This is a genomic window from Lacrimispora xylanolytica (assembly GCF_026723765.1).
Lineage (GTDB): Bacteria > Bacillota > Clostridia > Lachnospirales > Lachnospiraceae > Lacrimispora > Lacrimispora xylanolytica.
Window position 1 is genome coordinate 2,515,461 of sequence record NZ_CP113524.1, and the last position, 17,174, is coordinate 2,532,634.

The following is a 17,174-nucleotide window of genomic DNA, read 5'->3' on the forward strand; positions in this document are numbered from 1 at the left end:
CTATAGTTTCTTACCATAATATTGATGGGATGTCTGCAAAATGAGGCCGTTAAATTCTAGCTCCAAAAGGGCTCCCATACATTCACTGACAGACAATCCACTTAAAGATACAATCTCTTCCAGATTCTTTGGTTGTAAATCTAGGCAACTATACACCATTTTTTCTTTTTTGGCAAGCCCGTTCTTATTTTTTTCATGAACTCTTAATATTTTACCATTTTGTAAATCAAAATATTCCAGAACAGAATCAGGACTTAAAATCACACCGGCACCCTCAGAAATCAACCGGTTACAGCCTGCACTTAATGGATCTGTGACTCTCCCTGGAAGAGCAAAAATTTCCTTCCCCTGATCCAGTCCCAGGTTTGCTGTAATGAGAGAACCGCTCTTTTCTCTGGCTTCAATCACAAGGATTGCATCAGACAGACCACTGATAATCCGGTTTCTCATCGGAAAATTACAGGGCCTGGGGGCTTCATCTGGGACAAACTCTGTAAGAATGCCTCCTCTTTCTTTTATTTGTTCAAACAATCCATAATTCTCTTTGGGATAACAGATATTGATTCCGCAGCCTAATACACCATAAGTGTCTCCCTTTCCTTCCAGCGCACCCAGATGACCTGCCCCGTCGATTCCACTGGCAAGTCCGCTTATAATCTGAACGCCGCAGGAGGCCAGTTCCTTGGAAAGATAAGAAGCCATCTGCCTTCCATAATTCGTGCAGTTTCTGGCTCCAATCACCGCGACTGTGGGACGAGCTTTATCTGGAAGTTTTCCCTTGTAAAAGATACCCATAGGATAATCATATATTTGAAAGAGACGTGCCGGAAACCCGGCATCATGTGATGTGACAAACTCTATCCCTTGTTCTTTTAAACCATAAAGTTCCTTATCACACCTTGTCTTCCTTTTTTTGCTATCTTCAAATGCAGATACAGCAGACGACTTAAGCAGTCCCAGCCTCTGTAACTCTTTTCCTTCTATATTATATATCTCTTTATAGCTTCCCATGTAATCATAAAGCCGCTTTATGGTCACAGCCCCTAACATAGGGACATGGCAAAGCCAGTATAAATATTCTCTCTCCTCATGACTGACCATAGATTCCTCCCCAGTATTTTCCTTCCAGACTGCGCAGACCGGCAGCCTCAGCCAAATGTGCTCTCCGAATCTCACAAGAACCTTCCAGATCCGCAATGGTTCTGGATATTTTAAGCAGCTTTTCATATCCCCTTGCACTAAGCCTCTGAGATTCATAGATTTGCTTTAAGAATTCCCTGTCAGACTTCTCCAATATACAGAACCGTTCAAGCTCCCCTTTTCTCATAGAACTGTTAAAGTATATTTTCTGTCCCTTAAACCGCTTTGCCTGTATCTTTCTGGCTGCTTCTATCCGGCTTCGTATGGAGGCTGAGGACTCTCCTCCCTCCTTTTGCTCCAGTTCCTCATATGTAATCATTCTGGATTCGACGCAGATGTCAATGCGGTCTAAAAGAGGCTTTGATATCCTGCTTAAGTATTTATATACCTGTTGTTCTGTGCACCTGCATTTGGTTCTGTCAGGATAAAAGCCACAGGCACAAGGGTTCATGGAAGCAGCCAGCATGAAATTTGCAGGAAATTCATAAGAACCATGCACCCTGGAAATTGTTATCTTTCCTTCCTCCAATGGCTGTCTTAAGATCTCAATGGTGCTTTTTTGAAATTCAGGAAATTCATCCAGAAACAGAACGCCTCCAGATGCCAGAGAGATTTCTCCTGGTTTGGGAATTCGCCCACCTCCAGAAAGAGCCTGAGGGCTGATGGTATGATGCGGACTTCGAAAGGGCCGCCTTGCCATTAATGGCATCTCAGGGGAAAGCAGTCCGCTGACGCTGTAGATTTTTGATATCTCTATGGTCTCCTCTAAGGATAACGACGGCATTATGGTCGGAATTCGATTTGCCAACATAGATTTGCCGGTTCCTGCCGGACCTATATAGAGAATATTGTGCATTCCAGCGACTGCAACCTCCGTAGCTCTTCGAAGAAGAGGCATTCCTCCTATTTCAGAAAAATCCACTTCATAGGAACAAGACTCAGCTTGTCTCCAATCTCCCGGCATCTCTCCCTTTTGCTGAGCACCTGGGAAATTCAATTCATCCACCAGCTCCTTTAGCTTACTTACCCCAATTATATTGATTCCTTCAATTACCAGGCCTTCCTGCACATTCTCCCTGGGAAGAAAGCATACGGACTTTCCGTCCTTTCTTGCAGCTGCTGTAATGGAGAGTGCTCCATGAACGGGTTTGATCCTTCCGTCTAACCCCAGTTCACCGGAAATTACACAATCCTCCAAGGCAGAAGATTTGATATGGCCGGAAGCGGATAACATGGAAATTGCAATAGGCAGATCAAAGGCCGTGCCTTCTTTTCGTATATCAGCAGGGGAAAGATTTATAGTAACTTTTTTGGCTGGAAGACGAAAGCCGGAATTTTTTAATGCCGTTCTAACCCGGTCCTGTGCTTCCCTGACCTGGGAAGAAAGATATCCTACCATGGAAAAGCCCGGAAGTCCATCACTGACATCCGCCTCTACCAAAATAGGAACTCCTTCCACCCCTGTAATACCAATGCTATGAACTTTGCTGTACAAAAACGCCTCATCCTTTCCTTATTCAGTTTTATAATTTCTTACATGGATAAACGTGCAGAAACGCACATGGAATGTTCCTGAACCGGAACGTGTTTCCATCATACCTCAAACGGTTGAAAAAGGCAAGATTTGATTCATTATGTGTCCCGTAACCCATGGGAAAATTCTGGCATATAGGGTCGGTAACGCAAAGGCATATGGTTTTGCTGGCAAACAGGATTTTCCCGTTCTTTGATGGAAATGCTTTTCCGAAAGCATTTAAAAAGTTCCTCGTATTCATCTTCCTCGGAGGCCTTTTTTAACTTACTCTCCCACTCCGGTGAAATAAGATCCAAAAGATACCAAGGACGATTGGCAGGATGAAGTACTGCCTTTTTACGATTCTCGTCATAAATCACCCAGTTTTCTCCTGACAAACGATCTGCAAAGTGAGGCGCCAAAAGAACAACCACATCATTCTTCGGGCCAATGCGGCTTACCAAAAGCTCTCCTTCCATCTCAATAAATCGCACAAACCCCGTCAGAAGATGGGTTTCGTTGTCGATGTGGCGGCACATTTGAAAAATTTCATAAACCTCCGGAAGCTGCAGCATGTCAATGATACTGGAGCCAATATGAAATCCGTAGATAAGAAAACGGTAAATCTTATCAGCCCGGTCGGGGTCTTTGCTCAGGGCAGACTTATAGACGAGAGAATATGCTTCTTTTGAAATCTTCTCTTTCATCGCCTTTATCACCTTTCCTGCTTTCACCGAATCAATTTTCACTTCTTCGTATTGGCAGAACAGCTCCATGGTATCTTCCGTTCCCATGATCTTCAATTTTACGTTATCATGACCTTTTCTACTGGTCCATGCAGTGTATACACCACTTAAGATTCCTTCTACACTATTCTCGCATAAATAGACTGTTTTCATCTTCTATAAACCTCCTGACACCGTTAATGACGGGGCATTCATGTCATCAAACAGAGAAATCTGACGGTAGGAACCGAAAGAGCCTATCTCCCACACCTTTCTTTTTTCATCTCCAATCAAATGGCTGGAAATATAATCCTCGTCAATTTTCACCGGATACATCATCCTGCCAGAGCAGGTAATAAAATAGATTGCTCTTTTTAATACGACACCAATCTTTTTCAGCGCATCAAAATCAAGCGGTCCGTTTTTCCTGGCCGCTACGATGCGTTGTGCTGATTTGACTCCCATTCCGGGTACCCGCAAAAGGGTATAATAGTCCGCCCGGTTCACCTCAACAGGAAATAACTCCAGATGCCTTAAAGCCCAGTCGCACTTTGGATCTAGCAGCACATTAAAGTTGGGGCGTTCCTCTGAGAGCAGTTCTCCTGCCTGAAATCCATAAAAACGCATCAACCAGTCCGCCTGATACAGTCTGTGTTCCCTTAAAAGAGGTGGACCACCAGGCAAAGAAGGAAGATTAATATCCTGATTCACCGGTACAAATGCAGAATAAAACACTCTTTTTAAATCATACTTCTGATAAAGTGCCTCAGCCACCATCATCATCTGAAAATCATTCTCTGGCGTGGCACCTACGATCATCTGGGTACTCTGTCCGGCAGGAACAAAGGCCGGCGCCTTTTTATATTCCATCAGCTCAAACCGATTGGCAGTTATACCATTTTGAATCTGCTTCATAGGTGTGAGTATCTTACTTCTGCTTTTTCCCGGTGCCAGTTTCTTTAAGCCATCAGCCGTCGGCAATTCCAGATTGATGCTCATACGGTCTGCCAAAAAGCCTGTCTTCTCAATCAAAACAGGATCTGCACCAGGAATGGCTTTTACATGAATATAACCGTGAAAGTGGTATTCTTCTCTTAGTTTTTTCAAGGTCTGATAAATTAAGTCCATGGTATAATCAGGACTGTGCAAAATACCTGAGCTCAAAAACAAACCTTCTATATAATTGCGCCGGTAAAACTGTATGGTCAGCTGGCATACTTCCTCTGGAGTAAATGCCGTACGGGGCACATCATTAGAGCTACGATTGATGCAGTACTTGCAATCGTAGACACATTGATTGGTAAATAAAATCTTTAGCAGAGAAATACATCTGCCATCCGCAGAAAAGCTGTGGCAGATTCCTGCTTTGGCCGCATTTCCCAAAGTTCCTGCTTTTCCTTTCCGGTCAACACCGCTGGATGTGCAGGCAACATCATACTTTGCAGCATCTGATAAAATTTCAAGTTTTTCCTGAACACTTAATTCTTCCTGTATCAGCATCTTCTCACCTCGAACGCACGTTCTTTTACTAAGATCATATCATAAATCAACAATATAATCAAGCATTTTCGAATGTATGTTCTTATCTGGGAGAAGATACCATTTACTTCTTATTAGTATTGATTCACTTATAAGGAAAGCGGGAAATTCGGAATATATTTATATAGGAAGAGATACCTTCATTATGGCGTATTTTTTCATATTAATGAGAAATTTAAGATATCAAAAAAAGACCATAATTGGTACATTATGGAGTCTGGCATGCGGTGACGAAAAAAAGAGAGACGTGAGTAACTGCAAACTTTTAAAATTATATCGTTCTATTATAACAAATACCGCCAGCCGTCTTTATACGGAGGCGGTATCTATTCGTATATAATATTATTTTACATATCCTTCTGGATTATTTTTCTGCCAGTTCCAGGAATCGCGGCACATATCTTTTAAGCTCCGCTCTGCTTTCCAGCCAAGTTCTTTCTCTGCCTTGGAAGGATCGGCATAGCATTTGGCGATGTCTCCTGGTCTTCTCTCTTTCATTACATAAGGAATCTTTAAATCATTGGCTTCTTCAAATGCATGAATTACGTCCAGAACGCTGTAGCCGATGCCGGTACCAAGATTATAGACCCAAACGCCGCCCTGACTTTTAGCCACTTTATTTAATGCTTTCACATGGCCTACTGCAAGATCCACGACATGGATATAATCCCGAACACAGGTACCGTCTTCCGTTTGGTAATCGCCTCCGAACAAACCAAGGCAATCTAATTTCCCCACTGCCACCTGAGTGATGTAGGGAAGAAGATTGTTTGGTATTCCTTTTGGGTTTTCTCCGATACGTCCGGATTTGTGTGCACCGATTGGATTAAAGTAACGAAGTAGCATTACCTTCCATTCAGGATCCGCCGTATGTAAATCCGTTAAGATCTGCTCCAGCATTGCCTTTGTCCGTCCATATGGATTGGTAATCTCTCCTTTTGGACATTCTTCGGTAATCGGAACAAAGGCGGGATCTCCATATACGGTTGCAGAGGAACTGAACACAATGCTCTTTACTCCGTGAGCTTTCATCACTTCGCAAAGAACTAAGGTTCCTGTAATGTTATTATGATAATATTCAAGCGGCTTTCCTACCGACTCTCCTACCGCCTTCAATCCGGCAAAATGAATCACCGACTCTATGTTTTCTTTTTCAAATATCTCTAAAAGTGCCCCCCGGTCCAGTAAGTCTGCTTCATAAAAAGTCAGGCTCTTACCCGTGATATCCATCACACGTTCCAGAGATTCTTTACTGGCATTGCAAAGATTATCAACTACCACTACTTCATATCCTGCATCCAGCAGCTCTATGCAGGTGTGGCTCCCAATGTAGCCTGCACCTCCGGTAACCAAAATAGCCATTTTGTTTCCTCCTTCAAAAATGTACATCTTTCCTTATTATAAGCATAAAGGAGCAAAATGACAATGCAGAATTCTTAGAAAAACCTATAGTTTTTTTTCGTTTATCCCTTTACACTGCCTGCTGTAACTCCTCCTATGATGAATTTAGACAGACATAAGTATATAATAGCCACTGGAATAATGGCAATGGTTATCAGCATGTAAACCTGCCCCATATCAAACTTTAAAAAATCTGCACTACGCAGCTGGGCGATAAGGATAGGGAGTGTCTTCCTGCTATTTGATTTTAATACCAGGGATGGAACAAAATAATTATTCCAGGAGGCTACAAATCCAAAGATTCCCTGAACAGCCAATGCTGGTTTCACAATAGGCAATACAATGAAGTTAAAGGTGTAAAATTCATTGGATCCATCAATTCTTGCTGATTCCACAATCTCCAGCGGAAGGTTGCTTTCAAAATAAGACACCATAAAGTAGAAAACAACAGGAGCTGCCATAGACGGTAAAATCAAAGGAATAAAATTATCCATAAGGTTCATTGCATTGATCAGTCTTAAGAATCCAAGGGTAGTTACCTGTGTGGGAATCATCATAATTAAAATAATGAATAAGTAAATCGTCTTACGGAACTTGAATTCATAAGCATGGATTCCATAGGCAGTCATGGCGGAAACGTATACAGAAAGGAGGGCCGAGCTGCCTGCTATGATCAAGCTGTTTAAGATTCCCTGAACAACTGGGAGATTCTTATTGTTAAGTACGTTATGAAGATTGGCACCAAAGGATTTGCCGGGAATAAATGAAAATCCTTTTGAAATCTCTGGATGAGATCTTGTTGCATTGATCACCAGGCAGTAAAAGAAGAAGAGACATAAAAATACCAGCAGGGACAGTACAACGTAAGCCACGGCTTTTTTCAATTTTTCTGCTTTGCCCATGATTAACGTCCTCCTTTCTTATCGCCGGAATTAGTCAGTATGAAAAATACAAACAGACTTAGGACTGCTGTGATGATGAACAGTATGACAGATAAGGCACCTGCCATTCCGTAATTCTTACTGTAAAGGTGATTGTTTAAAAACATAATCAAAGTCATACTGGTTCTGTCAGGTGTACCCTGGGCGTTAGTAAGTACCTGTGGCACATCAAACATCTGAAGGCCACCAATCATGGATGTAATAAGTACATAGACGAAAATGGGTCTGATGATAGGCATGGTAACCTTAGTGAAAATCTGCAAGGATTTCGCTCCGTCAATGGAAGCAGCCTCAAAAAGGGAAGCATCAACTCCCATAATAGCTGCCATTAAAAGAATGGTCGTATTTCCAAACCACATCATGAAATTCATAAGACCAATTAGTCCCCTGGTCCCCCAAACCGTAGCCAGAAAGCGAATCGGTTCATCGCTCATTCCTGCTTTCATCAACAGGTTATTCATTGGACCATTATCAGAAAATAACGCAAAAATCAGCATGGCAAAGGATGCCGCCATTATGACATTAGGCATATAAATAATTGTCTTAAAAAACGCGCTTCCTCTAAGCTTCATCCGAAAATCAGCAAACCAGACAGCCAGAATCAAGGAGATAATGATCTGAGGTATAAACCCTATAACCCATAAAATCATGGTATTTCCAAAGTATTTAAGCAGATCACTTTGAAAAATAGAGATATAATTTTGAAATCCTACAAAATTAGGACCGATATGGGTTAATCCGGAACGGTAATTTTCAAACAAGCTGTTATAAAATGTATTGATCAGCGGGATCAGTGAGAATATAGAATATGTGGCAAAAAATGGTATCAGAAAAATATATCCCCATTTTGCATAGCTGACTTTTTTTCTGGTCTTTGCCTTTTTTTCTTTTACCATAGCAAAACCTCCTGCTTTTTTCAGGGCGGGGTGTCCCCGCCCTGCTATTTACAGCTACTCGGTTTTTAATTCCGGGTATTTTTCTTTGATAGATGTATAGAAGTTCTTCATCGCTGTGTCTTTGTCAACAGTTCCGTTAAAGTAATCGTGCATAGCGGTCTGAATGCTCTCATTAAGACCCTGATCGTATGGAGAGATCTTGCTCATATCGATCTTTTCAGCTGCATCACAGTACATCTGAAGAGGATTCTGTCCACCAAGGAACTGGGACTTATAATCGCTCTTTGCAAGTGCTTCCATAACTGTCTTGTTGTTTACAAAGTCATTCTTCTCTTCTACAATCTTCTTCATCGTTGCATCATCGGTACAAATAGTCTTCATAATATCAGCTACGATATCAGCATTGTCGGTTCCAGCCGCTGCACACAGCCAGGTTCCGCCCCAGTTATAGGATTCTGGTCCAATGGTTGCTGCCCAGTCACCAAATGTACCATTGCCTGCCTCCTGCTTTCCGCCATCAGCTTCTGCTTTTGCAAGAGAGTTCTTTGCCATAACGAAATCAACACCCCATGCTGGCATGAAATAACCAAATACTTTGGAATCAGGTCCCTGTCCGGAAGCCCATTCCGCTGCCCAGAGAACTGTTTTCTGATTGTAGCCCTTGTCTGTGTAGTTCTTTGTCTGCTCAATCCATTTCTCGATCTTAGGATCGATGACAACCTTATCACCATTTACCCAAGGAGAAGAAACGTTATTGGAGAATGTACGGTATGTATCATCAAATCCAGATACCATATAATATCCTTTATCCTTCATCTTTGCTGCTGTCTTATCAAAGGAATCCCAGTCGTTGATTGCTTTTTGAACTTCAGCCGGATCATCGGTTCCAAGAACATCCTTTGCAATGGAACGGCGATAAATATAAAGTCCAGGACAGCCCTGCCATGAAATACCCTTCTGAACGCCCTTGGTATCCTGAGCGATGACCTTGGTATAATCATACTGCTTTGACATATCCTGATCCGTAATACCGATTTCCTTTAAATCAAGGGTACTGTCGGAATTTACATACTTCAATATATAATCAGCCTCTACAAGGAACATATCTACTTTATCATCTGCCTTCGCATCTGCCTGATTTAACAGCGCTTCATCAAGGGCGTTCTGATACGCATTATTCTCACTTGGAGTAGTAACGAAATTCACTGTATACCCTGCCGGCAGCTTTGAAGCATAATAGTCTTCATATCTTGCCTTGAATTCGTCATTCCACACGTAAATGTTAATGACTTTTCCCTCTTTACCTGGTTCTTCTTTTTTTGCCTCTGCTTCCTTGCTTGTTGTTTCTGTTGTGCCGCCCTTTGTTGTTTCCTGGGTCTGGGTACTCTTTGCACCACAGCCGGCAGTCAATGATGCAACCATGACTGCACACAACAATCCACTTACTACCTTCTTCTTCATATTACCTCTCCTTTTCTTAAAAACTATTTTAATTCATATGCATATCCAACCGATTCCCCAACAAGCAGATCTCCCTCCACAATGATCTGCTCCGTAAATGTAGTTTTAGGTTTCTCGATGGTGCTTATCAATTTCTCTGCTGCCCGCCTTCCAATTGCTGCCGTATCCTGCCGAATGGTTGTCAGCCTTGGGTTTAAAAACTGAGAAACCCGGCTTCCATCGTAACCGGCAATGGAAATATCCTCCGGAACTCTCATATCCCTTGCTCTAATCTCATTTAAACCGCCAATCAAAGCGGTGTCATCCGGATAAAGAATGCAGGTAGGCGGATCTTTTCGATCCAACAGCTTTTTCGTTGCTTCTGACGCCTGGCTGACATCCAGATAATTAGCTTCCACTGCATAATCATCCGGCACCTCCAGATGGTGATTCTCTATAAATCTGTAATAACTGGTGACTCTGGTTTTTGTAACGGCTGTACTTGACTGGCCATGAATATAGGCGATTTTTCTGTGCCCCTTTTCATAGACATGCTCCAAAAGTGTAGTAATTCCTGTTGCATTATCAGATAAGACAGAGGAACAGTTCTCATGAATGTGATCCACAGTTACAACTGGAATATCACCTGCCAGGAGTTCTGCTACTTCAGGACTGTCAAAGTTTACGCAGGCAATGACAACACCGTCTACATTCCGGTATTTGCAATGCTCGTAGTAAGAAACTTTTTTCTTACCAATCTGGCTGTTAATAAAGGTGATATCATACCCCTGTTTTTCAGCTTCCACCTTAAATCCTTCCAATACGGCTGCAAAGTATTCATGAGTGAGGCCACTGTTAGCCTCATCTACAAATAGAACACCAATGTTATAGCTTTTATTGGTTTTTAAAGACCTTGCTGCTGCATTTGGAAAATATCCCAGTTTTTCCGCTGCCTTTTTAACTCTTAATTTTGTGCTCTCACCAATATCGCTTTGATCGTTGAGTGCTTTACTTACTGTGGCAACAGATACCCCGCAATGCTGCGCCAGTTCTTTCATAGAAATCATATGTCTCATCCTTTTAACTTAATCGTTTTCGTAATTCCACTATACCCCTATTTCTGGAAAAAATCAATAGTTTTTTAGAATTTCATCTAATTTATATAGATTATACGTTAACATTTTATGCATTATAACGGTTGATATAGAAAGAAAATCCAAGTACCTCATAAATTTCTCTTGTATTTCTAAAACAAATGAGCTATTATTGCAGTATGGCTCCAATTATTTTTACTTAATCGTTTTCGAAAAATGTCATTTTTAGTAAAATATATCTTTCAGCCGAAAGGAGTTATCCTATATGAAATATGGTTATTTCGATGATCAGGAAAAGGAATACATCATAACTACACCGGACACTCCGCTACCCTGGATCAATTACCTGGGCAGCGAAAATTTCTTTTCCCTGATGTCTAATACCGGAGGCGGCTATAGCTTTTATAAAGACGCAAAGCTTCTTAGACTGACCCGGTATCGTTATAACAACGTTCCTTTAGACAGCAATGGTCACTACTATTATATCAATGACAACGGAACTGTATGGAATCCGGGCTGGCAGCCTTCTCAGACTCCTCTGGATTCTTATGAATGCCGTCACGGCCTTGGCTATACTTGCTACAGCGGTACGAAAAACAAAGTCAAAGCAAGCGTTACTGCCTTTGTTCCCCTCCATGATTCATGCGAGATTCATAAAGTGACCTTGGAGAACGCATCCGATGCTCCAAAGGATTTCTCCCTATATTCCTATGTAGAATTCTGTTTATGGAACGCCATGGATGATATGACAAACTTTCAACGTAATCTAAGCACCGGTGAAATTGAGGTGGAAGGTTCTGTCATCTACCACAAAACCGAATACAGGGAACGCCGCAATCACTATGCTTATTATGCTGTTAATGCAGAAATCGACGGCTTCGATACAGACAGGAATACCTTTGTGGGAACGTATGGCTCCAACAAAGAGCCGGTTATGGTCGGGAAGAACTCATCCGGTAACTCCATGGCAAGCGGCTGGTCTCCCATTGGTTCCCATCGTCTTTCCATCCATTTGGAACCAGGAGAAGCAAAGGAACTGATCTTTGTACTTGGTTATGCCGAAAATCCCGACGACAAAAAGTGGAGCGCTCCAAACATCATAAACAAAGAGCCTTCAAAGTCTGTTTTAGACAAATACAGTACAAGTGCTCAGGTAAATGAAGCCATTCTTTCATTAAAGAAACACTGGGAACGGCTTCTATCAACCTATTCTGTTTCAATGTCAGATGAAAAAGCGGCCCGTATGGTCAACATCTGGAACCAGTATCAATGTATGGTGACCTTTAACATGTCCCGCTCCGCTTCCTACTATGAATCAGGTACAGGAAGAGGCATGGGATTTCGGGATTCCTGCCAGGATCTTCTGGGCTTTGTACATATGATACCAGAACGGGCAAGAGAACGTATTATCGACATTGCCTCCACTCAGTTTGAAGATGGAAGCGCTTATCATCAGTATCAGCCTCTGACGAAAAAGGGCAACCTGGATATCGGAAGCGGTTTTAACGATGATCCTCTTTGGCTCATTGCAGGAGTTTCTGCCTATATCAGAGAAACAGGTGACTGGGATATTCTAAAGGAATCTGTTCCCTTTGACAATGACGAGACGAAGAGCCAGTCTCTGATGGAACACCTTAGGCGTTCCTTTGGCTTTACAAAAAATAATCTGGGACCTCATGGACTTCCCTTAATTGGAAGAGCGGACTGGAATGACTGTCTGAACTTAAACTGCTTCTCCACAGAGCCTGGAGAATCCTTTCAGACAACAGGTCCATCGGAAGGTCCAGTTGCCGAATCCATTATGATCGCAGGAATGTATGTAAAATACGGGAAAGAATATGCGACCATTTGCCGTATGACCGGGCTGGAGGAAGAGGCTCTGAAAGCAGAGGAATCTGTAAAAGAAGTTTACGATGCCGTACTGAAGTCAGGTTGGGATGGCAAATGGTTCTTAAGAGCCTACGATGCATTTGGAGAAAAGGTAGGTTCCAAGGAGTGCGAAGAAGGACAGATTTTTATAGAGCCTCAGGGATTTTGCGTAATGGGAGGCATTGGAATTTCAGAAGGCCTTGCCGAGAAAGCTCTTGACAGTGTGAAGGAACATCTTGACACACCATACGGCATTGTAATCCTTCAGCCGGCCTATTCAACATATCAGAAGCATCTGGGAGAGATTACCTCTTACCCGCCAGGTTATAAAGAAAATGCAGGTATCTTCTGCCACAACAACCCATGGATTACCATTGCTGAAACCATGATCGGCAGAGGTAACCGGGCATTTGAAGTATACCGGCGCACCTGTCCTGCTTATATCGAAGAAATCAGTGAGATTCACAAGACTGAACCTTATGTATATTCCCAGATGATAGCAGGTAAGGATGCCAAAAACTTTGGAGAGGCAAAAAACAGCTGGCTGACTGGTACAGCAGCATGGACCTTTGTCAGCATCTCCCAATACATTCTTGGAATCCGCCCTGGCTTTCATGGGCTCATTGTAGATCCATGTCTTCCTGATTCTATTGAAGAATTCACCGCCATCCGTAAATTCAGAGGCGCCGACTATCATATTCAGGTCAGAAAAAGCAAACATGGCGAACCAAAAGCGTTCTTGGTTGACGGTATGTCTATGGAAGGAAATGAAGTTCCATTTGAAGAAGGTAAGAAAGAATATCATATTACGGTGGTTTTACCGTAAGTCTCAGGGCAAGGTCATTACGGCTTTGCCCTTTTTTAAGTTTCATGATATAATAACTAGAAAAATCAGTAAGGAGAGGAAAGAATGGATTTCTTAGAACTGGTCAAAGAACGTTACTCTGTAAGAAAATTCAGCAACAAAAAAATTGAAAAGGAAACCCTCGATTTAATACTGGAAGCAGGAAGACTTGCTCCTACTGCTGTTAATTTTCAACCTCAAAGAATTCTTGTCATTGATAGCGAAGAAAATCTGGAACAATTAAAATCATGTACGATTTACCATTTTCATGCTCCCATGGCTCTTCTCGTTTGCTACGATAAGACGGTGAGCTGGAAGCGGTCTTATGATAAGGAAGATATGGGAGTGGTGGATGCCAGCATTGTAACCACTCAGATGATGCTCCAGGCTGCCGCTCTGGGACTTGGCACTACCTGGGTAGGACATTTTGATCCGGAGGCGATTCGGTCTGCTTTCCAAATCCCTGATTATCTTATTCCCGTGGCACTGCTTCCCCTGGGATATCCCAGAGAAGACTGTGTCCCTCATCAGCTCCATGGTACCAGGTATGAGATGGAGCACACTGTTTTCTATAACTCCTTTGAGGGTATTCAGGAAGGAAAATCCTCTAACAAATAATTCAAAAAGAACCCCCTTACGTTTCGGCTTTTTCTGATTAAACCGAAGCATGAGGGGGACTTTAATTATTTACCTTCTCCATCAAAGGCTTTTAATGCGATGGGAAGAGAATGTATCACTGTATTGCCAACGGCCGGAAGCCCAACCAGTACGCTGCTTATGATCTCTTCTCTCGTAGCGCCGTGGGCTTTTGCCATCTGCACGTGGAAGGGGATACCGCTATCCAGCTTTACAGCTGCCATTACTGCGATATAGGCTAATTCCTCTGTCTTTTTGTCCAGAGCGCTTGCTGCATCTAATTTCTGAATGGTCTCCATCCATGCTTTATGAACCTCTGGTGCCTCCTCTTGAAATGTCTGAAATGCATTACTTACCTGCATATTAATTCTCCTTTCTATGATCTTCTGCCCCTAAAAAAAGTGCTTCCAGGCTGGCAGCTTTTTCATGCCATTTAACGCAATCTCAATTGCTGCAAATTCATCAAATCCCTGTGTTTTCATTATAAAACCAACTGTACTTGCTTTTTTCTCTTCAAATGACTGCATGGACCCATCTGGCCTTGCACAATGAATACAATAATCCTTTTCCATATCGCCTCCCGGAAAATCAGAAGCATTTTCCATAGGCATTCCACAAGCGATGCATATCTTCATCCTATTTCCTCCTGTCAACATCTTATCAGCGTTAGAAAGGTATCTTTTAATTCCCTGGAGTAACGGCTGATTACCGGACCTTGGGGCGCAAAAAAATCTTTATTCCATAAATAATATTGAATCATTCCAAGCCATGTGGAATATAGCATATGGACGGGAATATTCTTTATGGTCCCTTTGTTTATTTCCTCCTCAAAAATACGGCCAAAATGATGTGCAATGGTAGTCTGGGTATTGGCAAACGTATACTGCACTTCTTTTGGAAGCAGACTTCTTTCTGTCATCAGCCGGGTATAAAAGCCCTCATGGCGGCTTAAAATTTCCAGATGCATCTTAAGAAGCTCTTCCACACTCCCGCTTTCCTCTGCAAGCCTTCGAATCTCCAAGGCAAGAGATGTGCCAAAGCTTTCGATCAGGCATTCCAGCAGTTCATTCAACGACTGAAAGTGGGAAAATACAGAACCATGAGAAATCCCAGCTTCTCTTGCTATCTCAGCAGTCGGTGCGCCAAACCCCTGCTCCATATACACCCGATATGCCGTATCCAGTATCTTCTGCCTTGTATTCTCTTTTTGTATCTGTCTTTTTGATTTCATATATTGACCAACCATTCATTGAGTGTGTACTCATTATAATTCCAATTGATGAAAAAAGCAATCATTATTTTAAATTCCTGCACATTTTTTCGTTTCATCTCTTATAATATCAGTTTTATGCAAACCGCACAGACCGTCTGCATAGTATATACATATACTTTGCCTTGTAAGGCACAGGAGGCAATTCATGCAAAAAATTTTGGACAATGAATATTATGATTTAATCATAAGCAATGCCCTGATTCCCGAATCGGTTGACAAAGGCAATGTAACGATGATTAACGAAAAACACTCTCTTCTCCACTTGCATAGAAGCCAAATGAATGCCTGTGACCTTGGAATTTATCCTTACAGTAGTTTCCCCTCTCTGTTTACTCTGGCTTCTAAGGTGAGTGTAGAAAAATCCGGAGTTGGAAGCATACAAAGAGAACCTGGCCTTAATTTATTTGGTCTGGGCATTATCATTGGAATTATTGATACAGGGATTGATTATCAGCACCCTGCCTTTCGCAACCGCGATGGGTCCAGCCGGATTCTCTCTATCTGGGATCAGTCCGATCAAAACGGAAAACCTCCAAAAGGCTTTGAATTCGGTTCCGTCTATACAAAGACCAACATTGATACTGCTTTAATGTCTACCGCTCCCTTAAGCATTGTTCCAAGCGTTGACACTCATGGTCATGGAACGGCAATCGCCAGCATTATTTCCGGCACCCCCAGTCAGGATAACTCCTTTATGGGAGTAGCTCCCCAGACAAAATTGGCTGTTGTAAAGCTGAAAGAGGCAAAAAAAAGCTTAAAGGATATCTTTGCAGTACCAGAAGATGCCTTATGCTATCAAGAATCTGATATCATGCTGGGAATCCGTTTTATACTTTCTCTTGCCCAGCAATTAAGCCGTCCAGTTATAATTTGTATTGCTCTTGGCAGCAGTCAGGGAGGTCATTGCGGAAGGAGTGCCCTGGCTCGTTATATAGACAGCATTGTAAATCTGCAAAGAATTAATGTAACTGTAGCTGCAGGCAATGAAGCGGATAAACGCCGCCATTACTACAACAACATCACTTCCTCTCCCTATGAAAATGAATTTTATTTAAATGTAGGAGAACAGGATAAGAGATTTTCTATGGAAATATGGCCGTTCCCGCCGGGAAGAATTACTCTGGATATAGTTTCACCTAACGGAGAATTTCTGGAAGGAAGGCCCCCCTCCCTTAACCGATGCGAAAAATATCAGCTTACCGTGGGCAATTCATCCGTCTGGGTCAATAACATAGATATGGATGGAGAGACCGGGGATCAAGTGATTTTAGTTCGCTTTGATAATCCTTTACCAGGACCATGGCTGTTAAAAATCCACAGCATGGAAAACGAACCCTTTTTTGTCCACTCCTGGCTTCCCTCCGGTAATCTCATAACCAATGAAACCTACTTTCAGATTTCAACGCCTAATACCACAATCACTTCACCTGGAAACGCAAAAAATCCTCTTACGGTAGCAGCTTACAATCAGTTTTTTGACTTGATTCTGGAAGAATCGGGAAGAGGCTATTCCAGATTTGGCGATGTCGTTCCAGATATAGCTGCTCCTGGCTACCGAATCCCCTGCGCCATTCCAGGTAATCAGTATGGCACCTTGACCGGTTCAGGCGCTGCCTGTGCTCATGCCACCGGCGTTGCCGCCATGGTCATGGAATGGGGTTTTGCCCGGGGAAATTATACAGAAATGACTGGCCTGCAGGTTAATCGTATGATTATCCGAGGCGCAAGAAGAAATGATCTTTATCAATTTCCCAACAACATATGGGGATATGGCCAGGTGGATATTTACCATATATTTGAACGGCTGTCAGTTATTTAAAGTCAGTGACCGTGCCAGGCTGTTACTTAATAGCTCTTTCCAAT

Annotated in this window: 15 protein-coding genes; 3 read left to right on the forward strand and 12 right to left on the reverse strand. The window is 42.4% G+C overall.

Annotated elements, in window-relative coordinates; translation table 11 throughout:
• The 9 genes from dprA to OW255_RS11940 all read right to left on the reverse strand — a co-directional run bounded on the left by dprA (nt 1) and on the right by OW255_RS11940 (nt 10,662).
• Nucleotides 1–1,101, reverse strand: coding sequence for a DNA-processing protein DprA (gene dprA, locus OW255_RS11900; RefSeq protein ID WP_268114210.1), 1,101 nt, complete (start codon nt 1,099–1,101; stop codon nt 1–3).
• On the reverse strand, nt 1,088–2,635 hold the full coding sequence (locus tag OW255_RS11905) for a YifB family Mg chelatase-like AAA ATPase (protein WP_268114211.1): 1,548 nt from the start codon (nt 2,633–2,635) through the stop codon (nt 1,088–1,090). Before OW255_RS11905 ends, dprA begins: the two co-directional genes overlap by 14 nt.
• 137 nt (nt 2,636–2,772) lie before the next feature.
• Nucleotides 2,773–3,552 carry a TIGR03915 family putative DNA repair protein gene (locus OW255_RS11910; RefSeq protein ID WP_024835710.1) on the reverse strand — a complete coding sequence of 260 codons (780 nt, stop codon included), beginning with the start codon at nt 3,550–3,552 and terminating at the stop codon, nt 2,773–2,775.
• A gap of 3 nt (nt 3,553–3,555) precedes the next feature.
• Nucleotides 3,556–4,878 (reverse strand): putative DNA modification/repair radical SAM protein, encoded by a 1,323-nt coding sequence (locus tag OW255_RS11915; RefSeq protein WP_024835709.1) that lies wholly within the window; start codon nt 4,876–4,878, stop codon nt 3,556–3,558.
• A 381-nt stretch (nt 4,879–5,259) separates the two neighbouring features.
• A complete protein-coding gene (gene galE / locus OW255_RS11920) occupies nt 5,260–6,279 on the reverse strand; it encodes a UDP-glucose 4-epimerase GalE (RefSeq protein WP_024835707.1) in 1,020 nt (339 codons plus the stop codon).
• 101 nt (nt 6,280–6,380) lie between these two features.
• Nucleotides 6,381–7,220, reverse strand: a complete 840-nt coding sequence (locus tag OW255_RS11925; protein WP_024835706.1) for a carbohydrate ABC transporter permease — start codon at nt 7,218–7,220, stop codon at nt 6,381–6,383.
• 2 nt (nt 7,221–7,222) lie between these two features.
• Nucleotides 7,223–8,155: a carbohydrate ABC transporter permease gene (locus OW255_RS11930; RefSeq protein WP_024835705.1), complete on the reverse strand. Its 933-nt coding sequence runs from the start codon at nt 8,153–8,155 to the stop codon at nt 7,223–7,225.
• 54 nt (nt 8,156–8,209) lie between these two features.
• Complete coding sequence (locus OW255_RS11935) at nt 8,210–9,616, reverse strand: type 2 periplasmic-binding domain-containing protein (RefSeq protein ID WP_268114212.1); 1,407 nt, start codon at nt 9,614–9,616, stop codon at nt 8,210–8,212.
• A 23-nt stretch (nt 9,617–9,639) separates the two neighbouring features.
• Nucleotides 9,640–10,662: a LacI family DNA-binding transcriptional regulator gene (locus OW255_RS11940; protein WP_024835703.1), complete on the reverse strand. Its 1,023-nt coding sequence runs from the start codon at nt 10,660–10,662 to the stop codon at nt 9,640–9,642.
• A 292-nt stretch (nt 10,663–10,954) separates the two neighbouring features.
• On the opposite strand from OW255_RS11940, the gene OW255_RS11945 reads away from it, so the two are divergent.
• A complete protein-coding gene (locus OW255_RS11945) occupies nt 10,955–13,384 on the forward strand; it encodes a glycoside hydrolase family 94 protein (protein WP_024835702.1) in 2,430 nt (809 codons plus the stop codon).
• A gap of 84 nt (nt 13,385–13,468) precedes the next feature.
• Nucleotides 13,469–14,020 (forward strand): nitroreductase family protein, encoded by a 552-nt coding sequence (locus OW255_RS11950; protein ID WP_024835701.1) that lies wholly within the window; start codon nt 13,469–13,471, stop codon nt 14,018–14,020.
• Between the two features lie 65 nt (nt 14,021–14,085).
• On the opposite strand, the gene OW255_RS11955 is transcribed toward OW255_RS11950, so the two are convergent.
• The 3 genes from OW255_RS11955 to OW255_RS11965 are packed head-to-tail and all read right to left on the reverse strand — an operon-like array spanning nt 14,086 to nt 15,269.
• The gene (locus OW255_RS11955) at nt 14,086–14,400 is read right to left on the reverse strand and encodes a carboxymuconolactone decarboxylase family protein (protein ID WP_268114213.1); all 315 of its coding nucleotides are present in this window, start codon (nt 14,398–14,400) and stop codon (nt 14,086–14,088) included.
• A 30-nt stretch (nt 14,401–14,430) separates the two neighbouring features.
• Complete coding sequence (locus OW255_RS11960; protein ID WP_268114214.1) at nt 14,431–14,673, reverse strand: zinc ribbon domain-containing protein; 243 nt, start codon at nt 14,671–14,673, stop codon at nt 14,431–14,433.
• 14 nt (nt 14,674–14,687) lie between these two features.
• Nucleotides 14,688–15,269 (reverse strand): TetR/AcrR family transcriptional regulator, encoded by a 582-nt coding sequence (locus tag OW255_RS11965; RefSeq protein ID WP_024835698.1) that lies wholly within the window; start codon nt 15,267–15,269, stop codon nt 14,688–14,690.
• 187 nt (nt 15,270–15,456) lie between these two features.
• On the opposite strand from OW255_RS11965, the gene OW255_RS11970 reads away from it, so the two are divergent.
• The gene (locus tag OW255_RS11970; protein ID WP_268114215.1) at nt 15,457–17,130 is read left to right on the forward strand and encodes a S8 family peptidase; all 1,674 of its coding nucleotides are present in this window, start codon (nt 15,457–15,459) and stop codon (nt 17,128–17,130) included.
• Nucleotides 17,131–17,174: the final 44 nt, after the last annotated feature.